Annotated in this window: 20 protein-coding genes; 11 read left to right on the top strand and 9 right to left on the bottom strand. The window is 66.8% G+C overall.

Annotated features, from left to right (window positions below; all coding sequences use genetic code 11):
- Positions 1–4: 4 nt before the first annotated feature.
- On the bottom strand, positions 5–1,003 hold the full coding sequence (locus V9K97_RS12540) for an alpha/beta hydrolase (protein ID WP_258507877.1): 999 nt from the start codon (positions 1,001–1,003) through the stop codon (positions 5–7).
- A 186-nt stretch (positions 1,004–1,189) separates the two neighbouring features.
- Positions 1,190–3,082, bottom strand: coding sequence for a DNA mismatch repair endonuclease MutL (gene mutL / locus V9K97_RS12535; RefSeq protein WP_337318386.1), 1,893 nt, complete (start codon positions 3,080–3,082; stop codon positions 1,190–1,192).
- Between the two features lie 104 nt (positions 3,083–3,186).
- Between mutL and V9K97_RS12530 the strand changes: the two genes are divergently transcribed.
- The gene (locus V9K97_RS12530; protein ID WP_337318384.1) at positions 3,187–3,855 is read left to right on the top strand and encodes a DedA family protein; all 669 of its coding nucleotides are present in this window, start codon (positions 3,187–3,189) and stop codon (positions 3,853–3,855) included.
- Between the two features lie 62 nt (positions 3,856–3,917).
- On the opposite strand, the gene V9K97_RS12525 is transcribed toward V9K97_RS12530, so the two are convergent.
- The 3 genes from V9K97_RS12525 to tsaE form a co-directional block, all read right to left on the bottom strand.
- Entirely contained in the window at positions 3,918–4,214 is a 297-nt protein-coding gene (locus V9K97_RS12525) for a glycine zipper domain-containing protein (protein WP_126748955.1), read from the bottom strand.
- Between the two features lie 132 nt (positions 4,215–4,346).
- Positions 4,347–5,942, bottom strand: a complete 1,596-nt coding sequence (locus V9K97_RS12520; protein ID WP_337318382.1) for an N-acetylmuramoyl-L-alanine amidase — start codon at positions 5,940–5,942, stop codon at positions 4,347–4,349.
- The gene (gene tsaE, locus V9K97_RS12515; RefSeq protein ID WP_337296179.1) at positions 5,939–6,448 is read right to left on the bottom strand and encodes a tRNA (adenosine(37)-N6)-threonylcarbamoyltransferase complex ATPase subunit type 1 TsaE; all 510 of its coding nucleotides are present in this window, start codon (positions 6,446–6,448) and stop codon (positions 5,939–5,941) included. Before tsaE ends, V9K97_RS12520 begins: the two co-directional genes overlap by 4 nt.
- Here tsaE and queG point away from each other — a divergent pair.
- A complete protein-coding gene (gene queG, locus V9K97_RS12510) occupies positions 6,434–7,519 on the top strand; it encodes a tRNA epoxyqueuosine(34) reductase QueG (RefSeq protein ID WP_337318380.1) in 1,086 nt (361 codons plus the stop codon). The genes tsaE and queG overlap by 15 nt on opposite strands.
- On the opposite strand, the gene V9K97_RS12505 is transcribed toward queG, so the two are convergent.
- Positions 7,516–8,433: an AEC family transporter gene (locus tag V9K97_RS12505; protein ID WP_337318378.1), complete on the bottom strand. Its 918-nt coding sequence runs from the start codon at positions 8,431–8,433 to the stop codon at positions 7,516–7,518. The two genes, queG and V9K97_RS12505, sit on opposite strands and share 4 nt — an antisense overlap.
- Before the next feature lie 102 nt (positions 8,434–8,535).
- Between V9K97_RS12505 and V9K97_RS12500 the strand changes: the two genes are divergently transcribed.
- The 7 genes from V9K97_RS12500 to V9K97_RS12470 all read left to right on the top strand — a co-directional run bounded on the left by V9K97_RS12500 (position 8,536) and on the right by V9K97_RS12470 (position 14,648).
- Positions 8,536–9,510, top strand: coding sequence for a tripartite tricarboxylate transporter substrate binding protein BugE (locus V9K97_RS12500; protein ID WP_258507853.1), 975 nt, complete (start codon positions 8,536–8,538; stop codon positions 9,508–9,510).
- Positions 9,511–9,590: 80 nt separating this feature from the next.
- The gene (gene xerD, locus V9K97_RS12495; protein WP_337318376.1) at positions 9,591–10,502 is read left to right on the top strand and encodes a site-specific tyrosine recombinase XerD; all 912 of its coding nucleotides are present in this window, start codon (positions 9,591–9,593) and stop codon (positions 10,500–10,502) included.
- Positions 10,503–10,525: 23 nt separating this feature from the next.
- Entirely contained in the window at positions 10,526–11,287 is a 762-nt protein-coding gene (locus V9K97_RS12490) for a DUF72 domain-containing protein (RefSeq protein ID WP_337318374.1), read from the top strand.
- Between the two features lie 17 nt (positions 11,288–11,304).
- Positions 11,305–12,282, top strand: a complete 978-nt coding sequence (locus V9K97_RS12485) for a Bug family tripartite tricarboxylate transporter substrate binding protein (protein ID WP_337318372.1) — start codon at positions 11,305–11,307, stop codon at positions 12,280–12,282.
- 45 nt (positions 12,283–12,327) lie between these two features.
- Positions 12,328–12,906: a TetR/AcrR family transcriptional regulator gene (locus V9K97_RS12480; protein WP_337318370.1), complete on the top strand. Its 579-nt coding sequence runs from the start codon at positions 12,328–12,330 to the stop codon at positions 12,904–12,906.
- Positions 12,907–12,999: 93 nt separating this feature from the next.
- Entirely contained in the window at positions 13,000–14,133 is a 1,134-nt protein-coding gene (locus tag V9K97_RS12475; RefSeq protein ID WP_337318368.1) for a thiolase family protein, read from the top strand.
- A gap of 38 nt (positions 14,134–14,171) precedes the next feature.
- The gene (locus tag V9K97_RS12470) at positions 14,172–14,648 is read left to right on the top strand and encodes a MaoC family dehydratase (RefSeq protein ID WP_337318366.1); all 477 of its coding nucleotides are present in this window, start codon (positions 14,172–14,174) and stop codon (positions 14,646–14,648) included.
- A gap of 14 nt (positions 14,649–14,662) precedes the next feature.
- On the opposite strand, the gene V9K97_RS12465 is transcribed toward V9K97_RS12470, so the two are convergent.
- Entirely contained in the window at positions 14,663–15,478 is an 816-nt protein-coding gene (locus V9K97_RS12465; RefSeq protein ID WP_337318364.1) for a ferritin-like domain-containing protein, read from the bottom strand.
- A 41-nt stretch (positions 15,479–15,519) separates the two neighbouring features.
- Between V9K97_RS12465 and V9K97_RS12460 the strand changes: the two genes are divergently transcribed.
- Entirely contained in the window at positions 15,520–16,044 is a 525-nt protein-coding gene (locus tag V9K97_RS12460) for a gamma carbonic anhydrase family protein (RefSeq protein ID WP_337296186.1), read from the top strand.
- 32 nt (positions 16,045–16,076) lie between these two features.
- Entirely contained in the window at positions 16,077–17,087 is a 1,011-nt protein-coding gene (gene hslO, locus V9K97_RS12455; RefSeq protein WP_337318362.1) for an Hsp33 family molecular chaperone HslO, read from the top strand.
- 34 nt (positions 17,088–17,121) lie between these two features.
- Here the strand turns inward: hslO and V9K97_RS12450 are convergent, their stop codons facing one another.
- Positions 17,122–17,985, bottom strand: coding sequence for an NAD(P)-dependent oxidoreductase (locus V9K97_RS12450; protein ID WP_337318361.1), 864 nt, complete (start codon positions 17,983–17,985; stop codon positions 17,122–17,124).
- A 38-nt stretch (positions 17,986–18,023) separates the two neighbouring features.
- Positions 18,024–18,803 carry an SDR family oxidoreductase gene (locus V9K97_RS12445; protein WP_337318359.1) on the bottom strand — a complete coding sequence of 260 codons (780 nt, stop codon included), beginning with the start codon at positions 18,801–18,803 and terminating at the stop codon, positions 18,024–18,026.
- Positions 18,804–18,940: the final 137 nt, after the last annotated feature.

Here is an 18,940-nt window from a genome sequence, read left to right as displayed (position 1 = left end):
TCGCTCAGATGGCCTGCGCGCTTGCCGTGGCCTTGCCGCGCGCTTCTTGCGGCAGCACGGCCGAATCCGGGCGAGGCGCCGCCGGCAGCACAGGCACCGGCTGCGCGCCGCGCACGACGGGCGCGCCCTCCGCTTGCCGGGAAGCAAGGGTGGTCTCGGGCTTCATGCGGAACAGCTGCGAGAGCGCCGAACGGTACTGCGCTTCGCCGACCGAATTGGTGTTGTGGTGCGACCCGCCCTCGACCAGCACGAAGAGCTTGGGCACCGTGGCCGCGTCGTAGAGCTTGCGGCCCAGCGTGGGGTTGATCAGGCTGTCGGCGGTGCCATGCACCACCAGGAGCGGCGCGCCGATGTCCTTGACCCGGTTGATGGCCTCGAAACGCTGCGTGATGAGCGGACCGAACGGCAGCCAGCCCCACTTGAAGCCGCTCACCACGTCCGCAATGGAGGTGAAGGTGCTTTCGACGATGGTGCCGCTCTCGTCCTTGACGTTGGCCGCCAGGTCGATGCCGATGGCACCGCCCAGCGAGTGGCCGAAGATGTAGCGGTGCTGGCGCGGGTGGCGCGCGGCCAGCCACATCCAGGCGGCGCGGGCGTCTTCACGCGCGGATTCTTCCGAGGGCAGGCCCTTGGAGCTCTTGCCGAAACCCCGGTAGTCGATGGCCAACACCGAAAAGCCCAGTTCGTGCATGCGCTGGATGCGCGGGGCCGAACCGGCCACGTTGTAGCGGGCGCCGTGGAGGTACAGCATCACGGGCCGGTCGGTGGTCTCGGGTTCGCCGCCGAGCCACAGGCCGTGCAGGCGCGCGGATTCGCCGGTGATGGACGACTGGAAGTCGATCCAGACGTCCTGCATGCCCTCGGTCATGGTGGCGGTGTTGCCCCAGCTGCGGTCGCTGGGTTGAAAAATCCATTCGCGCTGCTGTTCGTCGAATGTGGAGCAGCCGGCGGCCAGAAGGGCGCACAGCGAAATAACGGAGGCAAGCAGAGACCAGCGTTTCATGGGCTAGAGGGACAGCGAAGCCGGCAGAAAGTTCATACGCTTTCGACTGAAACGCGCCGACACTGCGTTCCAGAACCTCCCCCGTAGTGCCTCAGGTGGCACTTTGTTCTACACATGCAACGCCCGTGCCCGCCTCACGGATGACTTCCAAAAACTCCGTAAAAACCCTCAAAACGCCCGGATTTGCTACCTGCCGCGCATAAAAAGCGCGTCCAGCTCGCGAATCGACAGCTGCCGCCACGTCGGGCGGCCATGGTTGCATTGGTCGGAACGCTCGGTTGCCTCCATCTGGCGTAATAAAGCGTTCATTTCGTCGATGGTGAGCTTGCGGTTGGCCCGCACGGCGCCGTGGCAGGCCATGGTTGAAAGCAGCTCGTTCTGTGCCCGCTGCACCACAGTGCTGGCGTCGTGCTGCGCCAGTTCGGCCAGCACGCTGCGGGCGAGCTCCACCGGGTCGCCGTCCGCCAGCGTGCCCGGCACTGCGCGCACCGCAAGGGTGCGCGGCGAAAACGGCGTGATTTCGAGGCCCAGCGTGGGCAGCACCGCGGCGCAGGCCTCGGCCGTGGCCACTTCTTGCGGGGTGGCCGCAAAAGTGGCTGGAATCAGCAGCGGCTGGCTGGTGATGGCGGCGCCATCGAGCTGTGTCTTGAGCCGCTCGTACACGATGCGCTCGTGCGCCGCGTGCATGTCGACCACGATCAGGCCCTGGCTGTTCTCGGCCAGGATGTAGATGCCGTGCAGCTGGGCCACGGCGCGGCCGAGCGGCCACGCCTCTTCGTTGGTGGCCAGCGGCTCGGCGGGGGCGGGGCTCGCCGCCAGGCCGACAGGCGCCCGGAACGACATGGGCGGGGTGCCGATCACGGGCCAGTGGGAGGTTTCGGCGCCGGAGCGCTCCATTACCGATTCATCGGCCCGCCGCGGCCACATGGCGTCGAAATCGCCCACGCCGCGTTCTGCCGTCACAAAGTTGATGGCCGGCTGCGCCCAGGTGGCTCCCGAGGCAGGCACATTGGGCTTGAAGAAGGGCTGCTGCGCCGCTGCCGGCACGACTGCATCGCCCGCACGCGGCGCGGCCAAGGCGTTCTCGATGGCGTGACGCACCGCCTGGTGCACCTCGCGTCCGTCGCGAAAACGCACCTCGATCTTGGTCGGGTGCACGTTCACATCGACCCGTGACGGATCGATTTCGAGGTAAAGCGCATACACGGGCTGGCGCTGGCCATGCAGCACGTCTTCGTAGGCGCTGCGCACCGCGTGCGAAAGCACCTTGTCGCGCACGAAGCGGCCGTTGACGTAGAAGAACTGCTGGTCGCCGCGCGACCGCGCCGCATCGGGAATGCCCGCCCGGCCGACCACGCGCACCGCGCCGCCGATGTGATCGACCGCCACGCTCTGCGCCACGAAGTCGTCGCTCAGCGCATCGGCCAACCGCTGCTCGCGCTTGTCGGCGGCACGCCATTGCTCCATCAGCTTGCCGTCGTGCCAGACCGAAAAGCCGACCTCGGGCCGCGCCAGTGCATGCCGGCGCACGGCCTCGATGCAGTGGGCCAGCTCGGTGGCGTCGGTCTTCAGGAACTTGCGGCGTGCGGGCGTTGCGAAAAACAGCTCGCGCACCTCGACCGTGGTGCCGACGGAGCGTGCCACGGGGCGCAGTTCACCGGTGCGCCCGTCGAGCGCAAAGGCGCTGTCGGCGCCGGTAAAGCGCGAAAGAATGCTGAGCTCTGCAATCGCATTGATGGCCGCGAGCGCCTCGCCGCGAAAGCCCATGGTGCCGACCGTTTCCAGGTCGTTCAGGCTCGCGATCTTGCTGGTGGCGTGGCGGCGCAAAGCCACCGTGAGCTCTTCGCGCGGAATGCCCAGGCCGTCGTCTTCGACCGAGATCAGCCGCACGCCGCCCGAAGCCAGCCGCACCGTGACCTGGCTTGCGCCCGCATCGAGTGCGTTGTCGAGCAGCTCGCGCACCACCGAAGCGGGCCGCTCGACCACTTCTCCGGCGGCAATCTGGCTGATCAGCTCGTCGGGGAGCTCGCGGATCGGCCGGCGTTCGAGGGCGGGAATGGAGGAGGGAAGGGCGCTCACGCGAGCATTCTAGAAGGCCTGCCGGGATGTATCGACCTGTCATTGGGCGTGTCCGAATCCGTCACGGGACATCGGTCGGCGTGCAGCACGGATAATCCGCCACCATGGAAATCATCAGCTTTCTCGTCGACTTCATCCTGCACGTCGACAAACACCTCGAGGCCTTCGTCGTCGCTTATGGCCCCTGGGTCTATGCGCTGCTCTTCCTGATCGTGTTCGTGGAGACCGGCGCGGTGGTGATGCCGTTCCTGCCCGGGGACTCGCTGCTCTTCATCGTGGGGGCGCTGTGCGGCGTGGGGCTCATGAGCTATCCGATCGCGTGCGCGGTGCTCATCGTCGCGGCCATTCTGGGCGACCAGTGCAACTACAGCATCGGCCGCTACTTCGGGCCCAAGGTGTTCAAGTGGGAGAGCTCGCGCTTCTTCAACCGCAAGGCCTTCGACCAGGCGCATGCCTTCTACGAGCGCTACGGCGGCATCACGATCGTGCTTGCGCGCTTCATGCCGTTCATTCGCACCTTCGCGCCCTTCGTGGCCGGCGTGGCTGAAATGAACCGGGCCAAGTTCACGATGTTCAACGTGGGCGGTGCACTGCTCTGGGTGCTCGGCATCGCAACGGCGGGTTACTTCTTCGGCAACCTGCCTTTCGTTCGCGAGCATCTCGACAAGATCATCTGGGCGCTGATCATCGTGCCCGGGTTGCTTGCAATCTTCGGCGCATGGCGCGCGTCGCGCGCAGAGAAGGCGCGTGAGCAATTGCCTTCGAAGGCCTGAACACCGCGCCCATGAAAAAAGCGCGCCAGTGATGGCGCGCTTCAATATGGGTTGCCAGAGGATCAGTAGGTCGGGCCGTTGCGCGGGTAGTAGGTGCCCGGCGGGTAGGCGCGCTGGCTCTCGTAGTAGTTGCGCTGGTTGCGTTCGTCGACACTGCGGCCCACTTGGTTGCCGATCACGCCGCCCACGGCTGCACCGCCCAGGGTACTGGCCGTGTTGCCGCCGATGGCGTGGCCGACCGCTGCGCCGCCGAGTGCGCCAACGCCCGTGCCCAGGTTCTGGTTGGGACCGGAAGCGCAACCTGCGAGCGCCATGACCGAAGTCGCTGCTGCAGCGGTAATCCAGATGCGTGCTTTCATGATGTCCACCTTTCTAAAGTGATGGCTCATGATGGGCAAAAGCGGCCCGACTCCCGTGTAGGAGCCTGCCGCGCCTGACTGTGCGGTGCCACGGGCCGCCCCGCGTGGGACAGCAGGGCGGCGTGCAAGGGTTTAAAGCTGACGGCTGCGCGCGAGCGGCGGGTTCTGCGCAAAGTAGCGCTGGATGCCGCGCATCAGCGCATCGGCAAGGCTTTCCTGGTAGCTCACGCTGCGCAGGTTGGCTTCTTCCTCGGGATTGCTGATGAACGCGGTCTCGACCAGCACGCTCGGGATATCGGGTGCCTTGAGCACGGCGAAGCCTGCCTGCTCCACCTGCGGCTTGTGCAGCCGCGCGCCAATGCCGCGAATCTCGCCGAGCATGGCACCGCCGAGCTTGAGGCTGTCGTTGATCTGCGCCGTGGTGCTCATGTCGAGCAGCGCACGCTGCACCTGCGCCTCGTGGTTGCCCACGTTCACGCCGCCGACCTTGTCGGCTTCGTTTTCCTTGTTGGCGAGCCAGCGCGCGGCGCTGCTCGAGGCGCCGCTCTGGCTCAGCGCGAAAACGCTCGCGCCGCGCGCGGCCGGTGTGGTGAACGCATCGGCGTGGATGCTCACGAAAAGATCGGCCTGCACGCGCCGCGCCTTTTGCACGCGCACGCCAAGCGGCACGAAGAAGTCGGCGTCGCGCGTGAGAAACGCGCGCATCGGATTGCCGCCGACGCTGCTGGAATTGATGCGGTCGCGCAGGCGATGCGCGATTTGCAGCACGATGTCTTTCTCGCGCGTGCCGTTCGGGCCGATGGCGCCGGGGTCTTCGCCGCCGTGGCCGGGGTCGAGCGCCACGATGATGATGCGGTCGGTGCGGCTTGCGGTGGCGCCGCCGCGCGAGGTCGGGGCGGGCGCGGGAGGCGGCGCCGCCGCCACGGAAGGTGCCACGGGCGGTGCTGCGGGAGGTGCAACAGGCGCCGGCGGCGCGGCGGGGCCGGGCCGCGTGGCCTGTTGCGCCATCAGCTCGCCCAGCGGATCGGGCGCCGGCGCGGACGGGGGCATGGCCACGGCGGGCGGCCGGGCGGGTGGTGCGGGAGGTGCGATGCTGCCGGGCGTGGGGCGCGGCGCGGGCACGTTGGGCGAGGGCCGCACGAGGATCGGCGGGCCGCCGTCGGGTGCCAGGCGCGAAGAAGGTGCCGCGGGCGGCGGCACCGAGGGCGCGGTGGCCACGGCGGTGTCGTTGCTGCTGCTCCCGTTGCTGCGCGGTGCCTCGCGCAGCCGCTCGGTAATCAGCGCTTCCATCGGGTCGATGGCTTTTTCCGGGTAGAGGTCGAGCACCAGCCGGTGCTTGTACGCCGCAATGGGCGCAAGGGAGAAGACCTGCGGCACCACGGCCTGCTTCAGGTCGAACACGATGCGCACGACCTTCGGCGCGTTCTGGCCCACGCGCAGGCCGTTGATGTACGGGTCGCCGGGCTTGATCTTGCCGACCAGTTCGCGCAGCTCGGGGTTGAGGTCGATGCCTTCGATGTCCACCGCCAGCCGCGGCGGACTGCCGACCACCAGCTGCTGCGAATGCAGCCGCGCATCGGACTCGATGGTGACGCGCGTGTAGTCGGCCGCGGGCCACACGCGCACGGCAAGGATGGTGGCGCCGCGCGCAATCTGGTGCACGCCGAGCATCAGCGCAATGCTGCCGCCCTGCAGCAGCACACGTCGCTTGAGGCCGCCCGCCTTCATGCGGCGATGTGCGTCAGCAGGTCGCTGCCGCGGGGAGTGTTCGCAAGAAGGGTCACGCTGCGTGTGTCGTCTGTCATTGCTTCTATTTTAATAGCGAGGTCCGCAATTGGTGTGCGGCCCGCAGCGTTTTCTGGCCATTCTGCGAGCTTGAGCCCCGGTCCGGCAAAAATGTCACGGAAGCCGGCGTCGTCCCACTCGCGCGGATCGTTGAATCGATAGAAGTCGAAATGGAAGATGGCTAGGCCGTCGGGTGCCTCGTGCGGCTCCACCACGGCATAGGTCGGGCTCTTGATGCGGCCCTGGATGCCGAGCGCGCGCAGCAGGTGGCGCACGAAGGTGGTCTTGCCGGCGCCGAGGTCGCCGTGCAGCGCAATGAAGGCATCGCGCAACGCGGGTGCGGCCGCGAGCGCGCGAGCGAAGGCGTCGGTGTCCTCCTCGCTGCGCCAGCGCAGTGTGCGGCCGGCGTTCTTCGGCGTTTCTACAATCGGCAAGTGATCGTCAGCCATCCACTCGTTGCTCGTATTCAGGCATTGGCCCGGGAACTCGGATTCTCCCAAATCGGAATCGCGGGCGTCGATTTATCGAGCGCCGAGGAAGGTCTGATGCAATGGCTGGCCCATGGGTTCCATGGCGAGATGAAATACATGGCAACGCACGGCACGCGCCGCGCGCGGCCCGCCGAACTGGTGCCGGGCACGGTGAGCGTGATCACCGCGCGCATGGACTACCTGCCGCGGGACACGCGCCTGGACGATTGGCAGACCGTTGAATTCGATCGTCTCACGCGTCCCGGCGAAGCCATCGTCTCTGTTTATGCGCGCGGCCGCGACTATCACAAGGTGCTGCGTGCGCGGCTGGCAAAGTTGGCTGAACGCATCGCCGAGGAGGTAGGCCCCTTCGGCCACCGTGCCTTCACCGATTCGGCGCCCGTGCTCGAAGCCGAGCTGGCATCGCGCAGCGGCCAAGGCTGGCGCGGCAAGCACACGCTGGTGCTGGACCGCAGCGCGGGCTCGATGTTCTTCCTCGGCGAGATCTATGTCGACATGGCGCTGCCCGAGAGCGAGCCGGTCACCGCGCATTGCGGCAGCTGCAGCGCCTGCATCGACGTGTGCCCTACCCAGGCCATCATCGCGCCGCACCGGCTCGACGCACGGCGCTGCATTTCGTATCTCACCATCGAGCACGGCGGGCCGATTCCGCTGGAGCTTCGGCCGTTGATGGCCAACCGCATCTATGGCTGCGACGACTGCCAGTTGATCTGCCCGTGGAACAAGTTTGCGAAGAAGAGCGCGCTGCCCGATTTCGACGCGCGCGAAGGGCTCACGGGCCAGGCGCTGGCTTCGCTCTTTGCCTGGACGGAGGAAGATTTCTTGCGCTTCACCGAAGGCAGCCCCATCCGGCGCATCGGGCATGAGCGCTGGCTGCGCAACATCGCCGTGGCGCTGGGCAATGCACTGCGCGCGGGGGAGAGCGGCGCCGCGGAAGCCCTGGCCACGCGGGTATCGGATGCGAGCGAACTGGTGCGGGAGCACGTGGCGTGGGCGCTGGCGCAGCGCCCGAACGCCGAGCAGCCCTAGCGCGGCAAGGCCAGCGCGAACGGCAGGCTGACCACGCCGAGCAGCGTGGACAGGGTCACGAGTCCAGCCACGTACGGTCCGTTGTAGCCCATGCGCGCCGCGAGCACATAGGCGCTCGAGGCCGTAGGCACCGCGGAGAACGCCATCAGCACGGAAGCCTGGGTTGCATCCAGCCGCAGCGCACGAGACAGGCCCCAGGCAACCAGCGGCAGCAATAGGTGCCGGATCGACAACACCGAAACCGCCAGCACCTTGCCGCGCCCCAGCGTGGCGAACTGCATGCCCGCCCCCGCCGCCAGCAGGCCGAGCGCGAGCGATGCGGCGCCGATGCGCGTGAGCGTTGGCGTGGCCCAGTTCGGAACGGTGAAGCCCAGCAGGTTGGCCAGCAGTCCCGCCAGCGTCGCGACGATCAGCGGGTTGCGCACCAGCTGCCGCGCAAAGCCGCTCTGCGCATGCCGCGCCATGGGCCACACGGCCGCAATGTTGAACATCGGCACGCACACGCCGATCAGCACCGCAATCAGCAACAGACCCTGCGGCCCGGCCAGCCGTTCGGCAAGCGCAAGGCAGATGAAGGAGTTGAAGCGAAACCCGATCTGCGCGCTGGCCGCATGGTCGCGGCGGTCGATGTGCGAGCGCAGGCCCGGCACGTAGGGCAGGGCATAGGCCAGCGCAATGCCGCTGAGCCCCACGCCGACGCCCGCCGTAAGCAGGCTCGAGGTGGCGCCAAAATCGAGCGGGCTGCGCACGATCGAATGGAACAGCAGCACGGGGAAAAGAAAGTAGTACACAAGGCTCTCGACCTGGTCCCACACGCGGCGGTCGAGCGCGGTGTAGCGGCAGAGCAGCCAACCGATGGCAATGAGCGAAAAATCCGGAAAGAGCAGCTGGGCGAAGTTCACCGCTTCGAGCATAAACCGTGGCGGACCATGGGTAATCCACAGCACCGCCAATGTGCGAAGCGGCTAGCATCCGGGGCTTTGCTTTTTCGACATCAGTCAATCAAGGAGTTATAGATGCAACGTCGTCAATGGGGCGCCATGGTGGGTGCCGCCGCGCTGGTCGCGGCCGCGGGCCAGAGCTTCGCGCAGGGCTATCCGAACAAGCCGGTCGAACTGAGCGTGCCCTTTGCACCGGGCGGCACCACCGACATCGTGGCGCGCGTGATTTCCGACCCCCTGGGCAAGGTGCTGGGCCAGCCGGTGGTGGTGATCAACCGCGCCGGTGGCGGCGGCATTGTGGGCGCGGCCGAAACGGCGCGCGCTACGCCCGACGGCTACAAGCTCGGCGTTGCCACGGTCTCGAGCACGGCGGCCAACCCGGCCATCAACCCCAAGGTGCCGTACGACCCGGTCAACGATTTCACGCCGATCATCAACATTGCGGCCACGCCGAACATCATTGCGGTGAACCCGAGCTTCCCGGCCAAGAACTACGCCGAGTTCGTGGCCGAGCTCAAGAAGAACCCCGGCAAGTATTCGTACGCCTCGTCGGGCACGGGCGGCATCGGCCACCTGCTGATGGAGCTCTACAAGAGCCTGACCAACACCTTCGTCACGCACATCCCGTATCGCGGCGCGGGCCCGGCTCTCAACGACGTGGTGGCCGGCCAGGTGCCGATCATGTTCGACAACATTCCGTCGGCCATGCCTTTCATCCAGAGCGGCCGCCTGATCCCCATCGTGGTGTCGGCGCCGCAACGCCTGGCCGCGCTGCCCAATGTACCGACCTTCAAGGAAGTGGGGCTCGAGCCGGTCAATCGCATGGCCTACTACGGCATCCTCGGCCCCAAGGGCCTGCCGAAGGAAGTGGTCGACAAGATCAACGCCGGCGTGAAGAAGTCGGTGGAAGACCCGGCCGTGAAGAAGCGCATCGAAGACACCGGCTCGCTGATCGTGGCCAACACGCCCGAGCAGTTTGCCGCGCAGATCAAGGCCGAATACGACGTCTACAAGCAGGTGGTCGCCAAGCAGAAGCTGAAGCTCGACTGATCCTGCTTCTTGCGAACAGGCCGCCCGCGCCACGGGCGGCCTTTTTCTTTGGCAGATCTTCTTTTTGATATCTTGCGAGCATGACCGAGGCGGCCGCCGTACAAACCCCTGAAATCGACGACTTCATCGATGCCCTCTGGCTGGAGGACGGGCTGTCGAAGAACACGCTCGCCGCCTACCGCCGCGACTTGGCATTGTTCGCGCAGTGGCTTCGCAAGGAACGCAGCGGCGCGGCGCTCGACACCGCGAAGGAAAACGACCTGCAGGCCTACATGGGCGTGCGCCTTTCCACCAAGGGCAAGGCCACGTCGGCCAACCGGCGGCTGACCGTGTTCAAGCGCTATTACCGCTGGGCATTGCGCGAGCGGCGCATTTCGGCCGACCCCAGCCTGCGGCTCGCGCCGGCACGGCAGATGCCGCGTGCCATCAAGACCCTGTCGGAAAAGCAGGTGGACGACCTGCTGGCCGCGCCCGATGTGGAAACGCCCCTCGGGTTGCGCGACCGCGCCATGCTCGAGCTGATGTATGCGAGCGGGCTGCGCGTGAGCGAACTCGTTGCGCTCAAGGCCATCGACATGAGCCTGAACGACGGCGTGCTGCGCGTGTTGGGCAAGGGCAACAAGGAACGCCTGGTGCCGTTCGGCGGCGAGGCGCGACACTGGATCGAGCGCTACCTGGAGGAGTCGCGGCCCGTCATCCTCGATGGGCAGCAGACGCCCGACCTGTTCGTGACCTCGCGCGGCGCGGGCATGACGCGCGTGATGTTCTGGGTCATCGTGAAGAAGCAGGCCGCGGCCGCGGGCATTCACGTGCCGCTGTCGCCGCACACCTTGCGCCATGCGTTTGCCACCCACCTGCTGAACCATGGCGCCGACCTGCGCGCGGTGCAGCTGCTGCTGGGCCATGCCGATATTTCGACGACGACCATCTACACGCACGTGGCGCGCGAGCGGCTCAAGCAGCTGCATTCCCAGCATCATCCGCGGGGCTGAGGGCCGGGCGAATGGACCGCGCGATGCTGCTACCGCCACTGCACATCGGTTGCGCCGGCTGGAGCCTGCCGCGTGCGTTGTGGCCGGAGTTTCCAGCCGCCGGCTCGCACCTGGAGCGCTATGCCCAACGCTTCGATGCGGTGGAAATCGACACCTCGTTCTACCGGCCGCACCGGCGCGAAACCTACGAGCGCTGGGCCGCGAGCACGCCAGAGGGCTTTCGCTTTGCGGTCAAGCTGCCGCAATCCATCACGCACGAGAGACGGCTGCTCGATGCCATGCCGGAGTTCGATGCTTTTCTCGAACAGGCCGGTGGATTGGGCGCCAAGCTCGGCTGCCTCGTCGTGCAGCTTCCGCCCAGCCTGCCTTTCGATGCCGGCGCGGTGAAGCGTTTTCTTTCGGCGCTGCGGCGGCGGCACCGGGGCGCGGTTGTGCTCGAGCCGCGGCATCGCAGCTGGTTCACGCCGCAGGTGGACGCGTTGCTGTCGCAGTTCCAGGTGGGCCGCGTGCTGGCCGATCCGGTCCTGTTCGACGAGGCGGCGGCGCCGGGCGGATGGCCGGCGCTGGCGTACCTGCGCCTGCACGGCTCGCCACGGCGGTATTGGTCGGCTTACGACAACGCGCTCCTTGTGCGGCTTGCAAAGCGGCTGCGGCAGGCGCGTGAAGACGGCGCAGCGTGCTGGTGCATTTTCGACAACACGGCAGGCGGCGAGGCCGTGGGCAACGCGCTCACGCTGCTGCGCATTGATTCAGAATCGGCGGTCTCTTCAGACCGACAGCCATGATTTTTTCCGGACCCGATATGCATTTTTCGTTCAAGCCGTCGCGGCTATTTGCCACCTTGGCGCTTTGTTGCGCCGCCGCCGCGGGCGCACAGGCGCAAACCGTTCCCAAGACCATCCGACTCATCGTGGCGTACCCCGCGGGCGGCGTCAGCGACGTGGTGGCGCGCGCGCTCGGCGACAAGCTTGCTGCCCAACTGGGCACCACGGTGGTGGTGGAAAACCGCGCCGGCGCCAGCGGTGCCATCGGCATGGACGCCGTGGCCAAGGCCGCGCCCGACGGCGCCACGCTCGGCTTCTCGGCCATCAGCCCGCTGGTGCTGAGCCCGCATCTGGGCAAGCTGCCGTTCGATCCGCTGAAAGACATCGCGCCCGTTTCGAGCGTGATGTATTCGCCGGTGCTGCTGATTGCCACGCCCGCCAGCAAGTCGAAGGATTTCCGTGCGCTCATCGCCGATGCCAAGGCACAGCCGGGCGCCGTGCGCTGGGCCACTTCGGGCCCGGCGTCGCTCGGCCACATCGTGCTGGAGCAGGTAGGGGCGGCCGCGGGCGTGGACATCACGCACGTGCCCTATAAGGGCGGCGGCCAGCAGCTCAACGATGCGCTGGGCGGGCAGTTCGAAATTCTTTCGACCAACGCGAGCCCCACGCTTTCGTCGCACATCCAGTCGGGCAAGCTGCGTCCGCTGGCGGTGGGCGCACCCGCGCGGCTCGAGAGCCTGCCGCAGGTGCCCACGCTGGGCGAGCTTGGCTACAACGCCGCAAACATCAACTCGCTGTTCGGCGTGTTCGCGCCCGCGGCAACGCCGCCTGCTTTGATTGCGAAGTACAACGCCGAGATCAACAAGGCACTGGCCAGCCCCGAACTGCGCGCCAAGCTCACGGCCACCGACAACGTGCCCACCGGCGGCACGCCGGCCGCCTTTGCGAAGGAAATTGCCTCGGAATTCGAGAGCAACGGGCGGATCATCAAGGCGGCGAACATTAAGGCCGATTGACCCTGTCGCTTGCAGGACCGTTGTTCCCTACCTTATAGTAGGTAGATGTCCAGCGCCACAGCCCTTGCCACCGGCAGCACCCGCGAGCAGATCCTCGCGGTGGCGCGCTCATTGATCGAAACGCGCTCCTACCTGGGCTTCAGCTTCCAGGACGTGGCCGATGCGGTCGGCATTCGCAAGGCGAGCCTGTACCACCACTTTCCCACCAAGGAAGCGCTGGGCATTGCGGTGATCCGCGAAGCCACGCAGCTTTTCAAGAACTGGGAAGCCGCAAGAGTGCGAGCGCCGAAGGACGCGCTCGAATCCTATTTCCGCATGTACCGCAACACGCTCAAGGCGGGCTCGGGCATGTGCCCGGCAGGGGCATTGACGCCCGGCTGGGACTGCATCAACGACGAACTGCGCCAGGCCGTGCAGGAGTTGCGCAACACGCAGGTGCTGTGGCTCACCGGCGTGCTCGGCGCGCTGGCTCCGGCCGGGCACAAGAAGGGCGCATCGGCGGCATCGCTGGCGGCCTATGTGTTCTCGGTGTGCCAGGGCGCGCTGCTCGCGTCGCGCATGACGGGCCGCGCCGAAGACTTCGACGAAGCCATCGCGCAGCTCAAGAGTTCATTGCCCGGTTGACGCCGGGTGGATCGCAGGCACGCATCGACGTGCTTATTTTTTGACCCTGTTGCCTACCGATTGGATGGTAGGTTTGACACAAGGAGCATTTTCATGAAAGCCGTCATTTCCGCCTATGCCCGCTCGCCGTTCCACTTCGCCAAGAAGGGCGCACTTGCTGAGGTTCGCCCCGACACGCTGGCCGCGGGTGTGGTGCGCGGACTGCTGCAGCGCACCGACCTCGACCCGGCGGTGCTCGAAGACATCGTCCTCGGCTGCGCCTACCCTGAAGCCTCGCAGGGCAACAACCTTGCGCGCATCGTCGGGTTGCTGGCGGGGCTGCCGCACGAGGTGGGCGGCATGACGGTGAACCGCTTCTGCGGCTCGTCGATGCAGGCCGTGCACATTGCCGCGGCGCAGATTGAAGCGGGCATGGGCGAGGCCTTTTTGTGCGTGGGGGTGGAGTCGATGACGATGGTGCCGCAGGGCGGCTTCAACTTCTCTCCCAACCCCGAGCTGAAGGAAAGCACCGACGCCTACATCTCGATGGGCGAGACGGCCGAGAACGTTGCGCAGCGCTGGAACGTGAGCCGCGCCGACCAGGAGGCCTTTGCGGTCGAGTCGCACCGCAAGGCCGCGGCCGCGCGCGCTGAGGGCCGCCTGACAGGAGAGATCGTGCCGGTGCGGCTGGCATCCGGCGACGTGATCAATGCGGACGGCTGCATTCGGCCGAGCACCTCCGCCGAGGCGCTGGCGAGCCTGAAGCCGGCGTTCCGCCCCGATGGCGTGGTAACCGCCGGCACCTCGTCGCCGCTCACCGACGGCGCTGCGGTCGTTCTCGTGACCAGCGATGCCTTTGCCGCAAAGCACAACTTGCAGCCGTTGGCCCGCATCAGGTCCTTCGCAACGGTGGGCGTAGACCCCGCAATCATGGGCATCGGCCCGATTCCCGCGACGCGCAAGGCGCTGGCACGCGCGGGCCTGAGCGCCGCCGATCTTGATGTGATCGAACTCAATGAAGCCTTCTCGTCGCAGGCGCTGGCCTGCATTCGCGACCTGGGGCTCGATCCGGCCAAGGTCAATCTCGACGGCGGCGGGCTTGCCATCGGCCATCCACTGGGCGCGACGGGTGCACGCATCACCGGCAAGGCCGCGGCCCTGCTGGCACGCGAGAAGGGCCGCTACGCGCTGGCCACGCAATGCATTGGCGGCGGGCAGGGCATTGCCACCATCCTCGAACGCGTCTGAAGGTTGGAGAATGCGCGCAGGCACTACAAGGAACCCTCATGGCGGCATCCCCTGACGACCCCGGCGCCAAGCGCGCGCTGTACCTCGAAGACCTGTCGGTCGGCGATCGTTTCCGCAGCGGCGAACACACGCTGGACGCGGCGCAGATCAAGGCCTTTGCGCTCCAGTTCGATCCGCAGCCTTTCCACACCGACGAAGAGGCCGCGAAGAACACCTTCTTCGGTGGGCTCGCGGCGAGCGGCTGGCACACGGCGGCGCTTACCATGAAGCTGCTGGTGGAGAGCGGCATTCCATTGGCCGACGGCATCATCGGTTCAGGCGGCGAACTGCAATGGCCCAAGCCCACGCGGCCAGGCGACGTGCTGCATGTGGAGGGCGAGGTGGTCGAAATCGTCCCGTCGCGTTCCAAGCCCGGCCGCGCGATGGTGACGATGCGCTGCCGCACCCTGAACCAGAACGGCGATGTGCTGCAGAACTTCGCGCCCAAGCTGGTGGTGCACGCCAGGCCTGCGTAGGCCTGTCTCTTCTTCTATTCGGTTTTGCCGCCGGCCGACAGCGCGCGCATCTCTTCGGCGCTGAAGCCGGCGCGTTCGCGTGCCTCGAAGTTGAAAGGCGGCTTCAGGCGAGGCGCTTCGTAGTGCGCCACGAGCTCGGGGTAGGTCTGCTCCGGGTCACGGCCGGCGCGCTCGCAAAGCCAGCGGTACCAGCGGTTGCCGATGGCCACGTGGCCAACTTCATCGCGCAGGATGATGTCGAGGATCTCTACCGCGCGCAGCGCATCGGGCGTGTTGACGCGCTTGAGCTTCGCCTGGATGAGCGGCGTGGCGTCGAGCCCGCGGGCCTCGAGCGTGCGCGGCACCAGCGCCATGCGCGCGAGCACGTCGTCCTTGGTCTTCTCGCACATGCTCCAGAGCCCGTCGTGGCCGGGGAAGTCGCCGTAGCGGTATCCAATGCCCTGCAGGTGCGCATGCAGCAGCGTGAAGTGCTGGGCCTCCTCGTCGGCCACGCGGAGCCAGTCGCGGTAGTAGGCCTCGGGCATGCCGTCGTAGCGCCACACCGCGTCGAGCGCGAGGTTGATGGCGTTGAACTCGATGTGGCAGATCGAATGGATCAGCGCGGCGCGGCCTTCGGGCGTGAAGGGCGAGCGCTTTTGCACGGCGGTGGCGGCCACGCGCACCGGCCGTTCGGGGCGGCCCGGCACGCCAACATCGTCCCCTTCGGTCCGCAGGGGTTCAAGTGCTATGGATTCGGTAGCTGCCAGTGCAGCCGTGGCGCGCGTCGCAGCCACCTTGGCTTCAGGGTCGGTCAGTCGCAGCGCGGCCAACGCGCTCAATCGGGGGTGCATCCCTACAATTCTAGTTTTTGCCCCGCTCGGAGACCTTCACGATGGCCCTTTATGAACTCGACGGCGTTGCGCCGCAACTCGGCACCGGCGCATGGGTGGCCGACAGCGCGGAAGTGATCGGCAATGTGAAGTTGGGTGAAAACGCGAGCATCTGGTTTGGCGCGGTGCTGCGCGGGGACAACGAGACCATGACCATCGGCCGCAACAGCAATGTGCAGGACATGTCGATGCTGCATTCCGACCCGGGCAGCCCCCTGACCATCGGCGAGAACGTCACCATCGGCCACCAGGTCATGCTGCACGGCTGCACCATCGGCGACAACTCGCTGATCGGCATCCAGGCCGTGGTCTTGAATAACGCGAAGATCGGCCGCAACTCGATTGTCGGCGCCGGCAGCGTCGTGACCGAAGGCAAGGAGTTTCCCGACAACTCGCTGATCTTCGGTTCGCCTGCCAAGGTCATGCGCACGATCAGCGACGAAGATGCCGCCCGCTTGCGCCACGGCTCCGACCATTACGTAGCAAACGCCGTTCGTTATGCGAAGGGCTTGAAAAAAATCGCCTGACCCCATTCAGGCACAACCGAAAGAAATCCGTTTTGAGCGAGCTGCACAAATTCCTGTTCGATGGCCTGCCGGTGCGCGGCGTGATCGTGCGCCTGACAGATGCGTGGCAGGAAATCCTGGCGCGGCGCGCCTCCAACACCACCACCGGCGCCTATCCGCCGCCCGTGGCCGAGCTGCTCGGCGAAATGACCGCCGCGGCCACGCTGATGCAGGCCAACATCAAGTTCAACGGCTCGTTGATCCTGCAGATCTTCGGCGACGGCCCGGTCAAGGTGGCCGTGGCCGAGGCCAAGCCCGACCTGAGCCTGCGTGCCACCGCCAAGGTCATCGGCGAGCTGCCGGCCGATGCGCGCCTGCCCGACATGGTCAACGAGAACAACAAGGGCCGCTGCGCGATCACGCTCGACCCGAAGGACAAGCTGCCGGGCACGACGCCCTACCAGGGCGTGGTGCCGCTCTTCGACGACGACGGCGAGAAGCTCGGCAAGCTGAGCGACGTGCTGCAGCACTACATGCTGCAGAGCGAGCAACTCGACACCACGCTGGTGCTCGCGGCCGACGACAAGGTGGCCGCGGGCCTGTTGATCCAGCGCCTGCCGGTCAAAGGCGAGGGCAATCTCGAAGGTTCGTCAGATGGTACTTCCGACAAGGACCACGATCAGGCCAACGAAGACCAGCTCGGCCGCAACGAGGACTACAACCGCATCTCGATTCTGGCGTCGACCCTGACGCGCGACGAGCTGCTGACGCTCGACGTCGAGACCATTCTTCGCCGCCTGTTCTGGGAAGAAAAACTGCTGCGCTTCGAACCGCAGATGGGCTTGCTCGGCCCGCACTTTGCCTGCACCTGCGGACGCGACCGCGTGGCGCAGATGATCCGCGGTTTGGGCGTGCAGGAGGCCGAGGAAATTCTGGCCGAGCGCGGCGACATCGAGGTGGGCTGCGACTTCTGCGGCAAGCAGTACCGCTTCGATGCGGTCGACACGGCGCAGATATTCACGCCGCCGGGCGACCAGGTGCCCGCGAGCCCCGTGGTGCAATAGGTCGCGGGGCCTTCCTCGCGCTCGTCGCGCTCGCTCAGGCGGGCTGCCGCAGCACCTTGATCATCGCGGCCAGGCGCTCGTTTGCAAAGCCTGCGCCCAGCGCGCGGTCGAACAAGCCCATCATGAAATCCGGAAAGCTCGCGTCGAGCTTTGCCTCGCGCGCCTGCTTCACGAAGAGCCGGCCGGAGCCCGCGCAGGTGGCCATCGAGCTTTCGGGCTCGCCGTAGCGGCCGGCGTGGACGGCTTGTCCCTCGGCATCGATCATTTCGCCGAGCACCGGAGAAATCGCGCCGATCATCTGCGAGAACTCGTTCACCTTCAGTCCTTCGGATTCGCAGATGCGCACGCCGTGGAAAAACCCGCTCATGGCGCCGAACATGCACGAGAGCGTGGCCAGGTCCCAGGCCGCCGCGTTGCCGATGGGCTCGCCCATGTACAGGATGTTTCCTGCAATGGCTTCGAGCACCGGCCGGCAGCTCGCCAGCGCGCGCTCTTCGCCGGAGATGAAAAGCGGCGTGTCGGGCCGGCCGATCTGGCCGGGCGTGGCGAGCAGGGCTCCGTCGAGGTAGGCCACGCCGCTCAGGGCGGCCCAGTCGTCGCGTGCATCCTGCGGCGTGCCGGTGCTCAACTGCACCAGCACCTTGCCGCGCAGCGCATCGGCGACGCCGGGCGTGGCCAGGATCGACCGGGACGCCGCATAGTCGGCCACGCAGACCAGCACCACGGGGCTGGCCTGGACAGCCGCAAGGGCGCTGGGCGCGAGCACGGTGCCTTGGTTGAGGATGGGGTTGGCGCGCTCGGCGGTGCGGTTCCACACCGTGAGCGTGTGCCCGGGTTGAAGCGCTCGCGCGAGCGCAATGCCCATGGGGCCGAGGCCGATGAGAGAAACGTCGGTCATGTGTTCGTTCGTTCTTTCTTTTTGATTGCAATTCAAGTTCAGGCCGCGGCCGGCGTGAGGTTCTGGCCCAGCCCGCCATCGACCGTGAGCCGCGCACCGGTCGTGAAGGTCGCCTCGAAGGCGAAGAAGAGCACCGCGCGGGCCACCTCTTCGGCCGTGCCGTGGCGCCGCATCGGCGTGATCTGGTCGCCCAGGCGGATGAACTCGGCGCGCTCCTCTGCCGTCGCATCGGCGATGCCGAGCGTGGGCGTGTCGATGAAGCCGGGGCTCACCACGTTGACCCGAATGCCGCGTCCCACGAGCTCTGCCGCAAAGACCGAGGCGAAGGAACGCAGTGCGGCCTTGGTCGCGCTGTAGACGCTCAGGCCATGCATGCCGCCCTTGTCCGCGATGGACGAGGTGACGACGATCGCGCCGCCCGCGCGCATCAGCGGCACGAGGCGCTGCACGGTGAAGAACGGGCCCTTGGTGTTGATCGCGAAAGCGCGGTCGTAGCCGGCTTCGGTCACCTGCTCGAAGGGCTCCAGCGTCGAGATGCCCGCGTTGATGTGCAGCAGGTCGATGTGGCCGAGCTTTTCGCGGGCGAGCGCCGCGAGTGCGTCGATGTCGGCCAGCGAGCCCGTGTCCGAGGCTACGACATGGGCACGAGGCCCCAAGGCGCGGCGCGCGGCTTCGAGGTTCTTCGGGTTCAGGCCTGTCACGAGCACTTCGGCGCCGCCTTCGAGCAGCGCCTGGGCGGTGGCCAGGCCCATGCCGATGGTGCCGCCGGTAATGACGGCCTTCTTGCCGGCGTATTTGTTGTTCGCAGGGGAGTCCATGGATCGCTAGTCTTGAGTGGTTGTATTCATGGCTGCGGATGATCCGGAAAGCGGCCGACCCGGTCGCGCACATTCGGCCGCGGTGCAGCACGAACGGACGAAGGCGCGCGAGCATTCTTTGCCGGCACGCCGGATAA

This window comes from Variovorax sp. CCNWLW186 (assembly GCF_037203865.1).
In the GTDB taxonomy this organism is placed as follows: domain Bacteria; phylum Pseudomonadota; class Gammaproteobacteria; order Burkholderiales; family Burkholderiaceae_C; genus Variovorax.
The sequence above is the reverse complement of the archived record's forward strand: the minus strand, read 5'-3'. Positions and strand labels throughout refer to the sequence as shown.

Excerpts from the sequence above, each read along its gene's own strand:
- V9K97_RS12505 (WP_337318378.1), bottom strand. The coding sequence starts at position 8,433 with ATGCTCGAAGCGGTGAACTTCGCCCAGCTGCTCTTTCCGGATTTTTCG.
- V9K97_RS12530 (WP_337318384.1), top strand. The coding sequence starts at position 3,187 with ATGGAAATCATCAGCTTTCTCGTCGACTTCATCCTGCACGTCGACAAA.
- V9K97_RS12445 (WP_337318359.1), bottom strand. The coding sequence starts at position 18,803 with ATGGACTCCCCTGCGAACAACAAATACGCCGGCAAGAAGGCCGTCATT.
- V9K97_RS12480 (WP_337318370.1), top strand. The coding sequence starts at position 12,328 with ATGTCCAGCGCCACAGCCCTTGCCACCGGCAGCACCCGCGAGCAGATC.
- V9K97_RS12470 (WP_337318366.1), top strand. The coding sequence starts at position 14,172 with ATGGCGGCATCCCCTGACGACCCCGGCGCCAAGCGCGCGCTGTACCTC.
- V9K97_RS12460 (WP_337296186.1), top strand. The coding sequence starts at position 15,520 with ATGGCCCTTTATGAACTCGACGGCGTTGCGCCGCAACTCGGCACCGGC.
- tsaE (WP_337296179.1), bottom strand. The coding sequence starts at position 6,448 with ATGGCTGACGATCACTTGCCGATTGTAGAAACGCCGAAGAACGCCGGC.
- V9K97_RS12525 (WP_126748955.1), bottom strand. The coding sequence starts at position 4,214 with ATGAAAGCACGCATCTGGATTACCGCTGCAGCAGCGACTTCGGTCATG.
- V9K97_RS12475 (WP_337318368.1), top strand. The coding sequence starts at position 13,000 with ATGAAAGCCGTCATTTCCGCCTATGCCCGCTCGCCGTTCCACTTCGCC.
- V9K97_RS12500 (WP_258507853.1), top strand. The coding sequence starts at position 8,536 with ATGCAACGTCGTCAATGGGGCGCCATGGTGGGTGCCGCCGCGCTGGTC.
- V9K97_RS12450 (WP_337318361.1), bottom strand. The coding sequence starts at position 17,985 with ATGACCGACGTTTCTCTCATCGGCCTCGGCCCCATGGGCATTGCGCTC.
- V9K97_RS12465 (WP_337318364.1), bottom strand. The coding sequence starts at position 15,478 with ATGCACCCCCGATTGAGCGCGTTGGCCGCGCTGCGACTGACCGACCCT.
- V9K97_RS12490 (WP_337318374.1), top strand. The coding sequence starts at position 10,526 with ATGCTGCTACCGCCACTGCACATCGGTTGCGCCGGCTGGAGCCTGCCG.
- V9K97_RS12540 (WP_258507877.1), bottom strand. The coding sequence starts at position 1,003 with ATGAAACGCTGGTCTCTGCTTGCCTCCGTTATTTCGCTGTGCGCCCTT.
- V9K97_RS12485 (WP_337318372.1), top strand. The coding sequence starts at position 11,305 with ATGCATTTTTCGTTCAAGCCGTCGCGGCTATTTGCCACCTTGGCGCTT.
- V9K97_RS12520 (WP_337318382.1), bottom strand. The coding sequence starts at position 5,942 with ATGAAGGCGGGCGGCCTCAAGCGACGTGTGCTGCTGCAGGGCGGCAGC.
- xerD (WP_337318376.1), top strand. The coding sequence starts at position 9,591 with ATGACCGAGGCGGCCGCCGTACAAACCCCTGAAATCGACGACTTCATC.